This is a genomic window from Butyrivibrio sp. (assembly GCF_015056685.1).
Taxonomy (GTDB): Bacteria; Bacillota; Clostridia; order Lachnospirales; family Lachnospiraceae; genus Butyrivibrio.
Map to the genome: position 1 here is coordinate 36,201 of NZ_SVFW01000008.1, position 13,999 is coordinate 50,199.

A 13,999-nucleotide genomic window follows, 5' to 3' on the forward strand; every position below is an offset into this window, starting at 1 on the left:
AGACTTAAGGGCGACTACCTTGCAATCGTCACTCTTGCCTTTGGTGAGATCATAAAAAACGTCATCAATGCTTTTTACGTTGGAGTAGACAGCCATGGACTTCACTTCTCTATGAAAAACGCTATGGAACTCAACATGGAAGAGGATGGACAGGTTATTATAAACGGCGCTATGGGAATCACAGGAACACCACATGATTCCAATTTTGCCATAGGAATCGCAGTCCTTCTTATCTCACTTTTTGTGGTACTCAACCTCATCAATTCAAGAGACGGCAGAGCTATCATGGCAGTCAGAGATAACTACATCGCTGCAGAGGCTTCAGGAATCAATGTCACCAGATACAAGATGATGGCCTTTACGATTTCAGCTGCAATTGCAGGCGCTGCAGGAGTTCTTTTCTCACATAACATCACAACTCTTACAGCTTCATCACAGTACTTTGGATACAACGCATCGATCATGATCCTTGTTTACGTGGTTTTGGGCGGCATCGGAAATATCAGAGGAAGCGTGATCGCAGCATGCATACTTTACCTTCTTCCAGAGCTTCTTCGCGGTCTCAATACCTACAGAATGCTGATTTACTCAATCGTTCTCATCGTGATGATGATCGTCAACTGGTCACCTAAGGTAATTGAGTGGAGGAAAAGAACTTTTGGCAACCTCCTTAAGAAGAACGGAAAGGAGATGGCATAATGGCACTACTTGAAGTAAACAATTTGAGCATCTCTTTTGGTGGTCTTCGCGCAGTTGGAGATTTTAATCTGAAGATTGAGAAAGGCGAGCTGTACGGCCTTATCGGACCAAACGGTGCCGGAAAAACAACAGTTTTCAACCTTCTTACAGGCGTTTATAAGCCAGATGAAGGAATCATAAAGCTTGATGGACAGGACATTACAAGGAAAAACACGATCGAGATCAATCACGCAGGAATTGCAAGAACCTTCCAGAACATCAGACTTTTCAAGCAGCTTTCAGTTATAGACAATGTTAAGGTTGGCCTTTCTGAACGCATTAAATATAGCCTGCTTGAGAGCATTTTCCACATTGGAAGCTACAAGACAAAAGAAAAAGAGATGGAAGAGGAGGCCCTTCGCCTTTTAAAGGTATTTGACCTTGATGGGGAAAAAGACATCCTGGCGTCCAATCTTCCTTACGGTAAGCAGAGAAAACTTGAGATTGCCAGAGCTATGGCGACAAATCCTAAGCTCCTTTTACTTGACGAGCCGGCAGCAGGCATGAATCCTAATGAGACAAAAGAACTGATGGAGACAATAGCCCTCGTGAGAAGAGAGTTTGATATGACTATCCTTCTCATAGAGCACGACATGAAGCTTGTTTCAGGAATATGCGAAAAGCTTACAGTGCTCAACTTTGGTCGTGTTCTGTGCCAGGGCGAAACAAAAGAGGTTTTGGCTGATCCGGAAGTTATAAAGGCATACTTAGGCTGAGAGAACCTGACGAAGGAGCAATTATTATATGGCAAATTTACTTGAAGTAAACAATTTAAGTGTATATTACGGTGTGATCCAGGCTCTTAAGGGAATTTCTTTCCATGTAGATAAGGGCGAGATCGTTGCCCTTATTGGTGCCAACGGAGCCGGTAAGACAACAACCCTTCACACTTTATCAGGCCTTATAAAGGCCGATAGCGGCAGCATCTTATATCAGGGAAAAGAGCTGACAAAGATTCCAAATCATAAGATCGTCAGTCTTGGAATGGCTCAGGTTCCTGAGGGAAGAAGAGTTTTTGCAGAGATGACTGTTCTTCAGAACCTCAAGATGGGAGCTTATACCAGAAATGATAAGGCAGAATTTGAGAGCACTCTTGAGATGATCTACAAGCGATTCCCAAGACTTGAAGAGAGAAAAAGCCAGTTTGCAGGAACTCTTTCAGGCGGTGAGCAGCAGATGCTTGCCATGGGACGAGCTCTTATGTCACACCCTGACATTATCCTTATGGATGAGCCATCCATGGGACTTTCACCTATATTTGTAAACGAGATCTTTAGCATCATTGAAGATGTTAATAAGGATGGAGTGACAGTGCTCCTAGTTGAGCAGAATGCTAAAAAGGCACTCTCCATCGCTAACAGAGCCTACGTCCTCGAGACCGGAAGCATCGTGAAAGAGGGGGATGCTCACGAACTTCTTAATGATGAATCTATAAAATCTGCATACCTGGGGGAATAAATATGAAAAAAAACATCGTCATTACAATAGCCCGTCAGTACGGCAGTGGCGGACGTACAGTTGGAGAAATGCTGGCAAATGAACTGGGCATTCACTACTATGACAAGGAACTTAGTAAGATCGCGTCAGAGGAAAGTGGCATCAGTGAAGGCCTTTTTCTGGAGGTTGATGAAAAGCGCAGAAAAAGAGGCTTTCTTCGCACTCCTGTGAATGTGTATAAGGGAGAGGTTATAGGGCCTGATAGCAAGGAATATACATCAGAGGACAATCTCTTTAATCTTCAGGCTGCATCCATAAAGAAACTGGCAGAAAATACAAGCTGTGTTATAATTGGACGTGCGGCTAATTTCGTTTTAAAAGATTACGAAAATGTGCTAAGTGTTTTTGTCCATGCACCACATGATTTCCTGATGGAGCAGGCGGGCAAGGTTCAGCCACTAACAGGAAAAGAGCTGGAGAAATACATAGCAACAGAGGATAAATACCGCGCCGAGTACTACCATCACCACACAGGGCAGAACTGGACCGACGCCATGAACTACGACCTGTGTCTTGACAGTAGCAAACTTGGATTTGAAGGAACTGTTAGAGCCATCAAGGCCCAACTGAAAGTACGTTTTGGCGAGGATATTTTTGAATGAAAAAGTTTTTTGAAAACAAAAAATATTTAATTATTGGAGTACTAGCTCTCGAGCTAGTACTTCTTGTGGTTAATGCCCTAAGATTCTACAGGCATGAAGAAATCTCTTTTATAAGTGATGATCTGATCCTGTCATATTATGATGAGGCTACGGGAACAACAGTAACTGAGCCCGGATTTTATGCTGATCATTCCAGTAAGCCGGGGAGTGTAGTATATACACCGGATGTCTTTTTGAAAAAGGGAATCTATTCAGTAACAATAGACTGTTCAAGTAACGGAGGCACTTGGCATACCAATTACAGCACGCTTCTGGCTTCCGGGGACCCAACAGCTGCGCAGTCTGCAAACCTTGTGAGCAGCGATCATACAGCAATTCCATCGGGAGATACTTCTACAAGCAATCTTTCCTGGGTTCATTATGGTACAAACTTCACAGTGAGAATGGGACCTGAGACGGATGCTACAGGCGACGACCTTTACGTCCTTGTAAACAGTGTGACCATTACTTACATGGCAGGAATGACTGTACTTCACGAGACTGCGAAGTTCTTCTTCGTTTTGCTTCTCATAGATTTAGTTCTCTTCCTGTATCTGTTCAAAAAGAAAGAAACAGCAGAGTACCTTAATAAAAAAGCATATGTTATTGCAGGAATGATATTTATCATCTTCTTTTCAAGCTTTATGCTTTTCTACAGAAAGATATACTTCGGAGATGACATTTTCTACCATCTCAGAAGAATCGCATTCCTTGCTGAGGGACTTAAGAGCGGTCAGTTCCCGGTTAAGATCCAAAGCGGTTGGGATAATGACTATGGATACGCGGTTGGCGTTGGCTACGGCGATGTTTTCCTATATCCTTCAGCTATATTGGTGCTCCTTGGATTCAGCGTTCAGTTTGCATATAAGTTCTACATTTTCCTTATGAACGTGCTGACAGCTTGGATTTCATATCACACCAGCAGACGCGTTTCAAAAAACGACTACATTGCCCTCTTGTGCGCAGGATTCTTTACCCTCAACGGATTCAGACTCCAGGCAGTTTACACAGGCGCAACAGTTGGAGAATATGGTGCTTACACCTTCCTTCCATTGGTCGTTTTGGGACTTTATGATATTTACACAAGGGAAAAGAAATACGGCTACATCACACTTGCATTTGGAATTGCTCTTGTAGTTGCAAATCATGTAATTACGCCTTATATCCTTGCATTTACAATTCCTCTTTTCTGCCTTCTTATGATAGAAAAGACTATTAAGAAACCGGTTCTTTTGGACCTTTTCAAGGCATGCGGCCTTACTTTCCTTTCAAGCGCATTTTTCGTTGTTCCTCTTCTTGATTACTTTGAGGATATGAGAGGAAATGACTACTCTGACATCCTTTGGGAGCGTGGCCATGAGATGGTGACCATATTTACAGAAGTTGCAGATAAGTCCAAAGACTCAGGCGGCTGGGCAGGAATCGGATACGGATTTATAGCAATAATGGCCCTTGGAATCGCCATAGCTCTTTCAGGAAAGTTTAAGGAAAAGACATCTGTATATATCAGAGTCGTGCTGTTTAATGCACTCCTTTTCTATATGTGTCTTAACAACAAGGTATACTTTATCTTTAAGGATAGACTTCCAGGCGTTTTCGAGCACTTTGCGGAGATTCAGTATCCATGGCATATCCTTGATATAGTGGCTGCAATAACAATCTTTATTCTTGCAGCAAGTTTAAAAGAGATCACAAAAGAGGAAGCCGGAAAGAGCGTAGCGCTGATCACAGGTGCAATAATCCTTATGACCTGCATTTATCATGGCGGCGAGCTTTATAAGGAAACTTCACTTGAAGCTAATGAGATCACCATGTTTGACAAGACTCTTCTTATTGAGACATCTGATGCAGAGTTTATTCTCCCAGGCAGAGATGATACGCTTCCTTCCAGAGAGACAGATATGGTGATAAGGGATGAGAATACTCAGGCAACAGCATCTCTTATTTCAAGAAATGGTCTTAAGATCACAGCCCAGGTAGATAACCCAACAGGTGAAACAGTTACAGTTGAAGCGCCTTTGTGGGGATACAGATACTATACAGCCAAGGGCAATGGCCAAAAGCTTAATACCTACAGGGCAGACAGCTATAAGCTTGCAGTTGACATTCCTGCCGGATTTAGTGGAACTATCACAATCAAGTTCACAGAGCCATGGCACTGGAGACTTGCTGAACTTGCATCCCTTGCAGCATTCATATTCTGGGGATATAAACTTTTCAAATATGAGACTTCAAAGTAAAAAATCCGGATATAGGTATGTAAGATTTAATTCACGTAAAAACAAAATTAGTACAAATCAAAAAATAAGGAATGATATAGATGTCACAGAATAAGTTCATCCTGATAGATGGAAGCTCGATGCTGGTTACCAATTACTACGGTAACCTCCCGAAGGCTCTCCTGTTTGAAAAAGACCCTGAGAAAAAAGAAAAGCTCTTTTCTCAGATAATGCACAATGATGCAGGACAGTACACCAATGCAATGTACGGCATGATGCGTACAATCCTGAAGATCATTGATGAGCAGAAGCCTACCCATATGATGTTTGCCTTTGATATGACAAGGGATACCTTCAGAAGGGAAAAATACGCTGATTATAAGGGTAACCGCGGCGAGACTCCTGAACCATTAAAAGAGCAGTTTGAAAATATGGAAAAGCTCCTTGAGGATATGGGATTCCAGGTCATGTACGACATGAAGTACGAGGCTGATGACATTGTTGGCAGCGTTGTTTCGAAGTTTGAAAAAGAGATTCCATCCTACATCATCACTAAGGATCACGATTATCTTCAGCTTGTAAGTGACTATACAAGAGTATGGCTCATTCAGACCAAGCAGGAGACAGCTGATGAACTGCAGGCTAAATACAGCGCGGAGTATGGCTGGAACAGTAAGATGGTGAAGATTCCGGATAAGGCTTTTGAAGTTACACCACCACTGTGTCTTTCAGAATACGGCGTGAAGCCTTGTCAGATACCTGACCTTAAGGGAATACAGGGCGATAGCAGTGATAATATCCCAGGAGTTAAGGGCGTTAGCAGTGCTGCTATGCCGCTTCTTGCAGAATATGGCACAGTTGAGGGCATTTATGAAGCGATAGATTCCTGCGAGGGCGATGCCAAAAAGCAAAAAGAGCTTGGGGCGTTTTGGAAAGAGAGCCTTGGAATATCAAGAAGCCCTATGAAGGCTCTTATTGAGTACAGAGATCTTGCATTTTTATCAAAAGACCTTGCTATGATCAGAAGAGATTATGACTTCCAGAAGCAGTTAGACGATTTTAAGATAAACATCAACGTGGATAAAGCCAAGGAACAGTTCGAAAAATATGGCTTTAAATCCCTTATGGAAAAACTCAATGCGTAATTTTTACCACACAATACTGATAAATATTCACAGAATAATATATTATGTCGCGAAAGCCCGCATTTGGCTTCTTAATGTAGATGGACATACAGATGAAGAGAGATATGCCCTTGCCAATGAGATGATAACTAAGATGAACAGGTCATCAGGATATGAGACTCTAAGCTTTGGACAGGAGAATCTACCTGAGGATGGCGGATACATGCTCTATCCCAATCATCAGGGGAAATACGATGTACTGGGAATCTTTACCAGCCACAAAAAGCCATGTTCTTTCGTGATGGATGAAAAGAGATCTCACCTTATTCTTGTAGCTGAGTTCTTGGGACTTGTTAAAGGAAAAAGACTTATCCTAAACGATCCCAGACAAACTCTTACAGTTTTCAAAGAGATGGCAGAGGAGTTAAAAAAAGGCAGGAAGTTTATTCTTTTCCCGGAAGGTGGATATAAAGAGAATAATCGAAACATCGTTGAGGAATTTAAGGCAGGCAGCTTTAAAGTGGCACAGATGGCAAAAGTGCCTATTGTTCCTGTTGCACTTGTGGACTCTTATAAGGTCTACAATTCAGATGAGCACATTGGTCCAACCAAGACTTTTGTTTACTACCTGAAACCGATCCATTATGATGAGTATAAAAATATGAGAACAAATGAAATTGCTGCTATGGTCAGACAGAGAATAGTCGACACCATCAACTGGCATTTTAGTGACAGGACATTGGAGGAAAAATAAATATGTCTTCGGCAGAAAGAGTATTAAATAAGATAATCGGAGTGATCTATACAATAACAATCGTGTATGTGATAGGGTTGCTTTTGATTGCAAATTTTGTAGATTATTCAGAGTTTCACAAAAGACATTTTGTGGCTCCAAATGTGATCCTGTTCGCTGTGGGAATCATCCTGATGCTTGTAGCAGGCAGAGCTATATATAAAAGCAATTTTTCTTTTAAAAATAGATTTACTCTACCGCTAATAATTCTTATCTTTACAGTGATAATGGCTATATGCTCACTGTATAGGACAGGATGGGATGCAGGAACAGTAGTTAGTGATACGTTGAATTATGCTTTTGGAAACGATACAGAACTGGGGTATTATTCTGAAAATCCCAATAACAGGCTTATATTTGTTATTCTTTCAAGCATTTTCAGGGTATCAATAGCAATTGGTATCACAAATAGGACAGTTCTTTACGGAATTGTGGTAGTTATTCAGTGCATACTTTTTTGGCTCACAGGTCTTATTGTAAGAGACATTATCTATAGGATCACTGAGGATAAAAAGACAGCTACCTTCGGATATCTGCTGTGCAGTATCTTCGTAACTATGAGTCCGTGGGTAATCGTAGCTTATACAGATTGCTTTGGCCTTATTTTTCCTATTCTGGTGTTGTGGCTTTTCATGATAATGCCTGATGATACTACAGGTAAAAAGATTGTAAAATGGCTTGTGCTCCTTACTGTAGCTCTTTTGGGATATCAGATAAAGACAACAGCGTTTGTGGCTTACATAGCAGAGCTTTGTGCGTTATTTGTTTCATCTTTTAGTGAAAAGAAAAGAGCTCAGATGCTGCTTGATCTGGCGATTTTTGCACTTAACGTGATTTTCCTTGTTCCACTTTTTATTAAATGTGAAGATTTTAGATTCAGTACCACAATGTTTGAACTCTATACTGACAGCAAGTGCGACAGAGAGCAGGAACTTACACCTTATCACTATTTTATGATGGGACTGAACGAGGAATACGACGGAACCTTTAATTTCGATGATGACACTTTCTCACATTACATACAGTCTTACGATGAGAGAATTTCTAAGGAAAAGAAACAGATAAAGATAAGACTTAAGAGTCTTGGTCCTTGGGGAGTAGTTAAGCTATATAGTAAAAAGCTTATTATCGACTATAATGATGGCTCTTATGGATATGGACTTGCAGGAGATGAGTTTGTTGATGATCCGCTTTTAGAAGATGCACCATGGAATATTTGGGCAAGATTTTTCACCCTTCCAACTCATAAAGGACATCCGGTTTATTTGAATCTTATGCAGATCATATGGCTTGGAATGATTCCATTTATGCTTTTCTTTAAGTTAAAAGATAAAACGAATGTATCACTTGCTCTTTGTCTTGTGGGAATAACAATGTTTGTTCTTATTTTTGAGTCGCAGCAAAGATATCTTTTCTTATATGGCCCTGTATACGTTATAGTTGCCGTTATAGGATTACATAACCGACTTAAGGCTACATACAAGTCATAACTGCGCGAACAACGAAGCTGCCATTTTCCTGAATGAAACTGGCAACTCCACAATATTTTTCAGCTACAGACCTTATCTGAGCAGTTCCAATTCCACTTGGAACTGCTCTTGTGCTTATAGGCAGTCCATCCTCGTCAAAACGTGCATTTACAATGCTTGGATTTTTACATAAGAGCTTTAACTTTCGGCCGTCATAGGTGAGCTCAAATTGAATATTTCTTTTGGACGGATCAGGAATTCTCTCCTGAGCTTCTATGGCATTTTCCAGGACATTGGCGACGAGACTTGTAAGGTCAGTAGACTCTACAGGAATCCTTGCCGGGACATTGGCCTTGGCGCGGAGCTTAAAGCCAAGCTTCTGGCATCTTGCGCCGTAAATAGTCAGGAACTCATTGACAATCTGATTGTCACAATAAGATACTACTGTGACGTCATCAAGCTTTGAATCAAAGTCCTTAAGATAGGCTATAGCATCTTCTATCTTGCCATCATTTATAAGTCCCATAAGGACTCTGTGGTGGTGTCTTATATCGTGTTTGTATTTTCTTATAGTTGTTTCATTACTTTCATATATTGAGAGTTGCTCCTGAAGCCTTCTGCTGCGGGCGTTCTGATAGTAGGCAATCTCTTTGTCAGAAGATTTTTTGTGCATCTGGAACATGGTGAGCTCATACTCCATGACTGCGGCAGCAGCCATAACTACGATGTATATGATTGGAAACCAGTCAATCATGTTTTTTCCATAGGGCTGAAGATAGCCAATGAGAGAAGTCTTGAACAGAAGAATACTCAGGAAATATCCGCTAAGAGAACTGATGGTTCCAAAGAACACACCGGCCAGGTAGTCCGTGATGAAGGGCATAATAAGGATAAAGAGCCAGAAAGCATCCATTCCGATGGTCCAGTCAGTTTCCATGATAAGATGTATAAAAAGAATAATTGAGAGCATATACGAACCAACGATGGTTATTATGATATGCTGCTGAGTTTTATAAAGAACGATACCAAGAACAAGGAAAAGTACCGCAATGCTGATATTGGTAACAAGTCCGTGCTTGTATTTGGACAAATATGCAGGGATGGAGGCAATGATACTATATATGATAAAACCGGCAAGCAGTATAATTGTTGTTCTGGTTTTCTCTTTTCTCTGAATAGGATCAGATTCGAATTCGATCACTTCTTTTAGACTATACCTAGGTTTTATACGTGGAATAATGAACATGATGTCGCTGCCCCTCCCATCAGGTAAAAGATGATAAACACCTAGTATTATTGTATAATATTAGGAGCAGAATTTTAAGAAGAAATTGTTCGGGGGAAGCGTGATGAATAAGTTATTTGCTGTTTTTGCAGCTATTGTTTTTATAGCGGGGGTGGTCTTTTTCACAATAGCAGAACTGAATAAGGACAACGAAGAGGAACCCGAGACATATAAGTGGATGAAGATTTTTTCGATAATAATAATCATTCTTGGCGTAGTTCTCGCAATTGCATGCAGAAATAATTGGTAGTATACTAATCTGTGATACAATTCACTTTCTTAAATAAGGGGAGGAAAAGAAAAAATGGCAGCTAGTAAAGTAAACACAAAGATTGAACTTCAGTTTGGCGACAAGGCAGTAACAGAGGATCAGCTCGTTTCTGCTGCTAAGAAGGCATATGGTAAGAAGGACATTAAGTCTCTTGATATCTATGTTAAGCCTGAAGAGGGAAGAGCTTATTACGTAGTAAACGGCGACGTAAACGGAAACTTTGAACTTTAATATTGGGGCTCATAATTAAAAAACAAAAATGGTAGTTGAAGTAAGTGAGGAGTCTATACTTCTCACTTATTTTGTGTAAAATAAAGCTGTGAATTAAACATAACAGGAGAAATTACCTTGAAAAGATTTATAGAAAAAATACAGCAGCTTGTTCTTAACAATAAGACATATCTCATTTATTCATCTATATTAAGTTTGTTATATTTTGGCTTTGATTATTCCATTGAATATTCAACAGATGCGTATGCCAGCTATATGGATAAAGGCTCATGGGTATTTAGTTTTTATGAGAATGCAAGGCCAGTGAAAGGTGTGATTTTCTATATACTTGAAAATATGAACCTGTCTGCCGGAATTTTGTATCATCTATCATGGTTTTGCGCAATGCTGTTCATGATCTTGTCAGTAACTGTTCTGGCCGGAGTTTATAACAAGTACCTTGCGTCCGAAAAACTGTCAGCGATCCTGTCATTTTTGATATTGGCTAATCCACTGATCATCGAATATTTCCTGTTCGAGGAAAAGGGCTTATTCATACTCACAATTTTTCTTAATGTCATTGCTATGTACATTACAGAATACATGTGGAGTCATAACACGGTGATTAAAGGCTGGGTAAAAGGAACTATCGGTATTGTTATACTCCTCTTAAACGCGGTATTTATCTATCAGACAAGTGTACAGGTCTATGTAATATTGTGTCTTCCGCTTATTCTTTTTAATAGTGGGAATTTCGTGGATTTTATAAAGAAAAATCTCTATGTGGGCTTTATGTATGCTATTCCCATGGGAACGGCGTTTATCACTGCAAAATACATTCTTGTGATAGACAGATCAGAGGGCAGCTTTAGCCCGGCACATGCAATTAGTGTCATGGTAAGCCTGGCAAAAGAAATCACCTTTAATAAGTTCTTCCATATGGGAAAAGGATATTTTGCCCTTTGGACTTTGGGAATATGCGCAATAACAATCCTGTCTGTGTTGATGGCACAAAAGAGAAAAATGGTAGTTCTGCTTTCATTCTTATATCTGATGGCGGGGACAATAATAGTCAGTCTGATAATTTTTGCTATCTCAGACTCAGCAATTCCATCTCCTAGAACGACTCACTCCTACGGAATGCTGTTTGGAATTGTACTGGTTTATTTCTTTTACCTTACGCAAAAAAGAGCATTTGGAAATGAGAATATGTCGTTTAAAATTACAAAGATATCAGGAATTAGCGAAGTACTTTATTGTTTTTCAAAAGCAATTGCAATGTTTGTAATTGCTACACTCCTGATCGTAGAATTTATCAGCTTTGAAAAGGTATTTGTTGAGAGATATCAGTGTAATGAAGCTGACAGATATTATGCTCAGATTATCAGAGAACAGATAAGACAATATGAGGATGAAACCGGCAACGAGGTTGATACAATATGTTTTTACTCAGATGCTGACAGGATGTGGTGGGATGCAGGTTATGGAGATTCAGAGATGATGGCCAGAGCCCAGTCTTGTGGATGGAGCAGGCTTACATCAATTAACCTATACCTTGACAGAAACTATGTTGAAGGTGAACAGGATCCCGAGTTGGCAGAGTATTTTGCGGCGCAGAACTGGGGAATGTACTCAGAGGACCAGGTGGTATTTAGAGACAATGAGTTACATTTGTGCATATATTGATATGGTCTGCCAGGTATTATCAGAATTAGTATATAAGATGTGGGAAGGAAACGCGTTATGAATCCAAGTATTATATTTGGGAAATTACAAGATAAATACAAAAGTAATAAACTGGAGTTTTATGCAGAGCTAATGCTTTTTATTGCAGTAGTATTTGAACTGGGGATACTTGCGTATTGCAACCTTTTTAATGTAACGAAGGCTCTTGATCAGGATTATGCACAGCTTTTGTATCATGCAAAACAAATGGGAGATCATAACCGGATTCTTTTACCTGATTGGGTTTATACCACAACAGGTGAATTTGATTGTCCAATGCTATTAGCTGTTCTTTTTTACAAGATAACTGGTAATGTTTATTACGCATATGGTTTAAGCGATATGGTCAATATCGCAGTCTGGATATTTGTAGTTAACAAGCTTTTAGATAATGCCAGAGCTAAGGCAACAACAAAGTTTATTACGTTCTGTCTGTTATTCACAACCTATGATTTTGGCACACTTGCTTATCCAAACATGATGTTTATCCGTGGCTCTCAGTATTCAATAAAAGCTCTTGTACCACTTATGCTGATCACAGCCCTGACTATTCCTGAGAACAAATGGCGTTCAAAAGATAATATTTTATTGTTCATCCTTCTTTATTTTGAAACATTTTTGACAGCCTTCTCCTCAGGTGTGTATGTATTTGTTTGCGGAATATTCCCAGTATTGTTGTGCTTATTTATTAAAAGCTTTTTAAATGATGAAAAACCAAGGTTTAGATATAACATCATCCATATGGCGTCGGCTGTTGGTTTTAGTGTAATAGGGATGGTTCTATGTAAAGCAGCTAATATTCCTATTAAGTCAGATGGCTTTTCTGTCAACAATGACACGACTTTTATGGATGCTATTGGGCATACAATATCTGATTTCTTTAGTAATTTTAGAGCTTTTCCAATACATCCTGTTCAAGCAGCTTCAATTGAAGGGCTTTCAGTGGCACTTAGGTGGGGACTTATAGCTATTATTCTTTGTGGCTTGTTTTTTATACCCAAAGCTTTTGGTCTCAAAGAGTATGGGAGAGAAAAAGATATAACTAATCTTAACATGCGAGATTTAGCAGAGTCTCTATTGATTTCAGTATTTGTTTGTAATTTTATTATTTTAATAATTATCCCATCAAGAGATAGATACCAACTTATTGGTACAGCGGCTCTTATGATATGTGCCGCGATACATGTTGAAAAATGGCTTTCGGAATCAAAAGATAAATATCGTAATTACATGTATTTAGCAATAGCTATGTTATTCCTTGTTGACAGTTGTTTTAGTATTCCAACGGATATTAGAGCCTGGCTTAAAGGGGAGAGATCTCAATACCAGGTGGATTTTGAAAGAGAAGGGAAAATAATCGAGGTACTTAAGGAACATGACATTGAAATTGCATATATTTATAATGAGGAGCAGATAAGAGCAGGATTATTATTGATTGATGAAGATGGAAAGTATAAATCGTATTATCCCAACGGTGACGTTGGCGGGTGGGATGAATTCTCATCTTGGGAGGATAATTCTGTAGCCGGGCAGAAAAATGCTATTATAGCCAGAGTAAGGGATGAGATGCCTGAATACATTCAGGAGAATTATGAATCTCTTGGCAGAATAGATGAATATGAGATAATGATCTCAGATAAAAATATTATCGATGGAATAACTTACATAGCAGATGGTGTGAGAAGTGTGGATTTGCCAACGACACATGGATATGAGTCAGACGGCTTTATAGATTCAGATGGATTTCTTCATACTTATGGAGAAGGCAATATTCTTACAAGCCCCGATATTGAAGCCAATATGCCATTTGATTGGGAAATCAACTATTTTTGTGCTGAAGATACACAAGTACGTGTTGATATTTATTATAACGGAGAATATCTCGAATCAGAGGAATTGGGGCATGGTGATGCAGTTCTGGGAAAAGAATTTAACTCTCCGGGAAAGTATCGTTTTATTGTTTATAAAGAAGGCAGTGGCGAAGCAGTTGTAAAGCAAATGTATTTCCAAGGAAGAAAGAGATAAAG

Annotated in this window: 13 protein-coding genes; 12 read left to right on the forward strand and 1 reads right to left on the reverse strand. The window is 39.6% G+C overall.

All coding sequences use genetic code 11. The annotated features are described in order from the left end of the window. The 8 genes from E7303_RS04345 to E7303_RS04380 all read left to right on the forward strand — a co-directional run. The coding region (locus E7303_RS04345; RefSeq protein ID WP_292144009.1) for a branched-chain amino acid ABC transporter permease at window positions 1-699 on the forward strand (699 nt) is incomplete at its 5' end. Continuing rightward, complete coding sequence (locus tag E7303_RS04350; RefSeq protein WP_292144010.1) at window positions 699-1,454, forward strand: ABC transporter ATP-binding protein; 756 nt, start codon at window positions 699-701, stop codon at window positions 1,452-1,454. The genes E7303_RS04345 and E7303_RS04350, both read left to right, overlap by 1 nt. Before the next feature lie 28 nt (window positions 1,455-1,482). Further along, a complete protein-coding gene (locus E7303_RS04355; RefSeq protein WP_022772744.1) occupies window positions 1,483-2,196 on the forward strand; it encodes an ABC transporter ATP-binding protein in 714 nt (237 codons plus the stop codon). Between the two features lie 2 nt (window positions 2,197-2,198). Beyond that, window positions 2,199-2,837, forward strand: a complete 639-nt coding sequence (locus tag E7303_RS04360) for an AAA family ATPase (protein WP_292144011.1) — start codon at window positions 2,199-2,201, stop codon at window positions 2,835-2,837. Next, window positions 2,834-5,116: a 6-pyruvoyl-tetrahydropterin synthase-related protein gene (locus E7303_RS04365; protein WP_292144012.1), complete on the forward strand. Its 2,283-nt coding sequence runs from the start codon at window positions 2,834-2,836 to the stop codon at window positions 5,114-5,116. Before E7303_RS04360 ends, E7303_RS04365 begins: the two co-directional genes overlap by 4 nt. A gap of 80 nt (window positions 5,117-5,196) precedes the next feature. Further along, window positions 5,197-6,240, forward strand: coding sequence for a 5'-3' exonuclease (locus E7303_RS04370; protein WP_292144013.1), 1,044 nt, complete (start codon window positions 5,197-5,199; stop codon window positions 6,238-6,240). Then, window positions 6,233-6,973, forward strand: a complete 741-nt coding sequence (locus tag E7303_RS04375) for a lysophospholipid acyltransferase family protein (protein ID WP_292144014.1) — start codon at window positions 6,233-6,235, stop codon at window positions 6,971-6,973. Before E7303_RS04370 ends, E7303_RS04375 begins: the two co-directional genes overlap by 8 nt. A gap of 2 nt (window positions 6,974-6,975) precedes the next feature. Beyond that, a complete protein-coding gene (locus tag E7303_RS04380; RefSeq protein ID WP_292144015.1) occupies window positions 6,976-8,502 on the forward strand; it encodes a hypothetical protein in 1,527 nt (508 codons plus the stop codon). Here the strand turns inward: E7303_RS04380 and E7303_RS04385 are convergent. Next, window positions 8,486-9,727 carry a sensor histidine kinase gene (locus tag E7303_RS04385; protein ID WP_292144016.1) on the reverse strand — a complete coding sequence of 414 codons (1,242 nt, stop codon included), beginning with the start codon at window positions 9,725-9,727 and terminating at the stop codon, window positions 8,486-8,488. The genes E7303_RS04380 and E7303_RS04385 overlap by 17 nt on opposite strands. 103 nt (window positions 9,728-9,830) lie before the next feature. Here E7303_RS04385 and E7303_RS04390 point away from each other — a divergent pair, with 103 nt between their 5' ends. The 4 genes from E7303_RS04390 (at window position 9,831) to E7303_RS04405 (ending at window position 13,997) form a co-directional block, all read left to right on the forward strand. Then, on the forward strand, window positions 9,831-10,016 hold the full coding sequence (locus E7303_RS04390) for a hypothetical protein (RefSeq protein WP_292144017.1): 186 nt from the start codon (window positions 9,831-9,833) through the stop codon (window positions 10,014-10,016). Between the two features lie 54 nt (window positions 10,017-10,070). Next, the gene (locus tag E7303_RS04395; RefSeq protein WP_292144018.1) at window positions 10,071-10,268 is read left to right on the forward strand and encodes a DUF6465 family protein; all 198 of its coding nucleotides are present in this window, start codon (window positions 10,071-10,073) and stop codon (window positions 10,266-10,268) included. Window positions 10,269-10,385: 117 nt separating this feature from the next. After that, entirely contained in the window at window positions 10,386-11,933 is a 1,548-nt protein-coding gene (locus tag E7303_RS04400) for a glucosyltransferase domain-containing protein (protein ID WP_292144019.1), read from the forward strand. A gap of 57 nt (window positions 11,934-11,990) precedes the next feature. Continuing rightward, on the forward strand, window positions 11,991-13,997 hold the full coding sequence (locus E7303_RS04405; protein ID WP_292144020.1) for a hypothetical protein: 2,007 nt from the start codon (window positions 11,991-11,993) through the stop codon (window positions 13,995-13,997). The last annotated feature ends 2 nt before the right edge of the window (window positions 13,998-13,999 follow it).

What these genes read in the sequence shown, in the direction of transcription:
- E7303_RS04350 (WP_292144010.1), top strand. Translation starts at nt 699, where the DNA reads ATGGCACTACTTGAAGTAAACAATTTGAGCATCTCTTTTGGTGGTCTT.
- E7303_RS04390 (WP_292144017.1), top strand. Translation starts at nt 9,831, where the DNA reads ATGAATAAGTTATTTGCTGTTTTTGCAGCTATTGTTTTTATAGCGGGG.
- E7303_RS04375 (WP_292144014.1), top strand. Translation starts at nt 6,233, where the DNA reads ATGCGTAATTTTTACCACACAATACTGATAAATATTCACAGAATAATA.
- E7303_RS04355 (WP_022772744.1), top strand. Translation starts at nt 1,483, where the DNA reads ATGGCAAATTTACTTGAAGTAAACAATTTAAGTGTATATTACGGTGTG.
- E7303_RS04395 (WP_292144018.1), top strand. Translation starts at nt 10,071, where the DNA reads ATGGCAGCTAGTAAAGTAAACACAAAGATTGAACTTCAGTTTGGCGAC.
- E7303_RS04365 (WP_292144012.1), top strand. Translation starts at nt 2,834, where the DNA reads ATGAAAAAGTTTTTTGAAAACAAAAAATATTTAATTATTGGAGTACTA.
- E7303_RS04405 (WP_292144020.1), top strand. Translation starts at nt 11,991, where the DNA reads ATGAATCCAAGTATTATATTTGGGAAATTACAAGATAAATACAAAAGT.
- E7303_RS04370 (WP_292144013.1), top strand. Translation starts at nt 5,197, where the DNA reads ATGTCACAGAATAAGTTCATCCTGATAGATGGAAGCTCGATGCTGGTT.
- E7303_RS04380 (WP_292144015.1), top strand. Translation starts at nt 6,976, where the DNA reads ATGTCTTCGGCAGAAAGAGTATTAAATAAGATAATCGGAGTGATCTAT.
- E7303_RS04385 (WP_292144016.1), bottom strand. Translation starts at nt 9,727, where the DNA reads ATGTTCATTATTCCACGTATAAAACCTAGGTATAGTCTAAAAGAAGTG.
- E7303_RS04360 (WP_292144011.1), top strand. Translation starts at nt 2,199, where the DNA reads ATGAAAAAAAACATCGTCATTACAATAGCCCGTCAGTACGGCAGTGGC.